Origin of the sequence: Nostoc sp. FACHB-110 (assembly GCF_014697425.1) — a bacterium.
Taxonomy (GTDB): Bacteria; Cyanobacteriota; Cyanobacteriia; order Cyanobacteriales; family Nostocaceae; genus Nostoc_B.
The window spans coordinates 1-3103 of record NZ_JACJRU010000093.1 but is presented as its reverse complement, the minus strand read 5'-3'; the positions used below and the strand labels follow the sequence as shown (position 1 = coordinate 3103).

Here is a 3103-nt window from a genome sequence, read left to right as displayed (position 1 = left end):
TGGGAATTGTCGAATTAGTCCAAATACTACAAGGCTGCTGCTCAGGACAGACTGATGCGGCGGTGGTGAAAGTCCAAGTAAAGTCGGTTGCTAGGGCGTTACCAGATGTATCTTTAACGATGCCACCTTTAAGCCTAGCACTATAGGTTGTGTTACCTGTCAAGCTAGAAATTGGGTTTAATGTTGCTCTACGAGTTGCTGCATCATAAGTGATAACTGCACCAACCAATGCGTTAGTTCCATCTCTTAATTCAAAAGAACTGGCGTTAATCGTGGCTGGATCAATCGCTTCGTTGAAGGTAGCTGACACAGCTGTAGCAATACTCACGTTTGTCGCTCCATTGGCAGGCGATGGCGGTGTCAGTGTGGGATCTGTAACTACCTGCGGTGCGGTTGTGTCTGGAGTATAGGTAGCCACGTAAGAACCTGTCTCGCTAGCGAACAGAGCATATTCAACACCTTTTATCCCTTGGATACTTCCAGTAGATGGAGTATAAATAGTACTACCATTAAGCGTAATACTGCTGAGAATGCCGTTGGTGGAGCGTGTTGGTAGCATTGCCTGTAAGCCATTTGCGCCTGTGGCTTTGGTAATACTAAAGCTCAACTGGTTAGTGCTGCTATTCCAAGACAGTGAATTAAAAGAAGAGCTATTTCGACCATCAAGCCAGGTTAACAGTTGTTTTGCACTAATTACTGAGACACCACGGTTTTTCGCAACAGCTACAACCGCATCAGAGACAGATTGAGAAGTAGGGCCTGAGTTATCGGTATGAGCGTTGACATTGAAAACACCGTAATAACCTTCTGCTCCCAATGCCCGGTCAAGTAGGGTATTAATGGTAAAAGGATATGATTGCCCAGATTCATCAGTCATCTGAGTGGCGGCTTTATAAACATCCAGGAGCGTTCCATCAGTTTTCGTAAACCGCATTGGCATCCCACTACCTGTGAAAAACCCAGGCCGATCGCTCACCCAATTCGGTGGCCAATAATAATAAGTTGTATCCAGGCGAATACTATTGCTGAGTTCCACTTCTGGTGTACTAGACCAGTCACTCCATACGAGGCAGTGGTGTCTTTGGGTCACAGGAGCAGGTAGGCTCGGGAAGTTAGCACTCAACTGAGCTAATTGCTGTGTGTAGTTACTCGCTAGAGAACTAGGCGTGTAATCTGCACAGTTTGTATTGACGTGAAGAGCTATTTCAAAACCCTGATTAGTGAAACTCGCTACTTGAGTATTCGTAATCGCTGTGTTGGGATAAATATATGAGGTTCCCCGAATACATTCCCAATTGTCTACGTTACAGCCAGTGGTACTGTTGCTGATAAATTGATTAAATCGATTGGCAGTTCCTCCATTGCCATGATCGTCACCTGTCATCAAGACAACTGCTTTTTTGCCATTGGGTAAATACCAGAAACGCGGTAATGGCTTTTTCGCCAAGTTGATTTTGATGAGCAGGTTTGCCAATAAGCGTTGTTGTTCATCGGCTTGCGGAATCGCCACCTTATCCAGGTTGACCCAATCGAGGCTACCATTGCCAAAAAATTGGTCATCCGAGCGAATCGGCGGTTGACTATCACGCTCCTGTCCTGCCCAAGCGGGATTACCTTGGCGAGTGTAAACTACTGAACGTGCTAAATCATATGTAAATGCTGCTGCTTGACCATTACCAACGCTACGCAGTGTGACTGCTGGATTATTAGCAGTTGCTGTTGTGGCGTTGGTGTAGAGTGTTGCTAGACTCGATGCACCATTCAAGTTGTAGCGGTCGGCTGTGCCATGAAACTGGATTGTTTCATTGACAATGCCTTTGCCGGGAGTCTTGGAGGTGTCAACCTGCAAATAGCCTTCACTCAAGGTTGTGCCTGTAGCTGTTAGTCCTAATAAAGTGGCAAGTTGCACATCGGGGTGCATGGCAATCAGATTCCCGCCATTGTTGACCCAATTACTCAAGGTTGTCACTTGCGCTGCACTTAGGCTCATGTCTGCCAGGATGGCAATGTCGTAGTTGGCTAGTGTTGCGGCTGTAACTGATGTAATGTCGCTGACGCTGAAGTAGTTAAATCCTTCATTGCGTAATATTTCTGCGTAGTATTCACCAAATTTGTTGGCACTATTTGTGATGATCAGAATCGGCCCTCCTGGTGGTGAGGGGATAGCGGCGATCAGGTTTTGCTCGAGGGTGCTGGCTGTGGTGATTTGAGGCTGAGATTTCTCGGCTTTGAGACTTTTGAGTTGTCTATCTATGGTGGACAGTACGGGGATGGAAGGCTTGAGTTGTGTACCTTTGGATAAGCCCCAAAAGTCTAGTTCATCAGTATTATCATCGATACTGACTATGGCATCGGGATTGGCTGGGTTAAAGGCAATGGCGGCGATTTTTTTCTTTTTACTTTGGATGCTGCCACGCGCTTTGCCTGTGCTTACATCCCATGAGAATATTTTCCCGTCATCACTGCCTCCAACTAAGGTTTTGCCATCTGGGCTGAAGGATACGCTTGTGACTTTTTTTGTTGGCCCTTTGAGAATTTGATTTTCTCCACTGACTACGGGCCAAAGCCTCACGCTGCCATCATCACTGGCACTGGCTAACAGCTTTCCGTCTGGACTAAAGGCGATTGATGTGACGCCATCGGCATGTCCTAATAGTGTCCGAGTTGCTTCACTGGTTTTGAGATTCCAAAATTTGATGGTGTTATCTTGACTGGCACTGGCTAGGATGCTGCCGTCTGGGCTAAATACTACATCGTTGACAAAACTGCGGTGTCCTTGCAGGATATTCCGCAGTTTGCCTGTTTCTTCGTCCCAAATGGCAATTCTTGAGTCTTCTGCTCCTGTGGCTATGGTTTTGCCATCGGGGCTATATGCTACTGCTCTGACTGGGTTTTCGTGTCCTGTGGGATGGTAGATTTCGTTACCTTTTTCTATTCCCCATATCCGCAGTACTGTGTCTTCCCCTACGCTGGCTACTTTGTTCCCTCTGGGGTTGAAGGCGATTTTTGTGACTGCTCTTCCTGTGTCTATTTTTAATCTTTGTTTTTCTTTGCCGTTTTCTGGATTTAGCAGTACTATTTCACCATTTTTTTTGCCGGCTGC

1 protein-coding gene is annotated in these 3103 nt (G+C 46.4%); it reads right to left on the bottom strand.

Going from position 1 to position 3103, the window contains the following annotated elements; translation table 11 throughout:
* A partial coding sequence (locus H6G69_RS33385) for an Ig-like domain-containing protein (RefSeq protein ID WP_199336384.1) occupies positions 1 to 3103 on the bottom strand: 3103 nt, incomplete at both ends.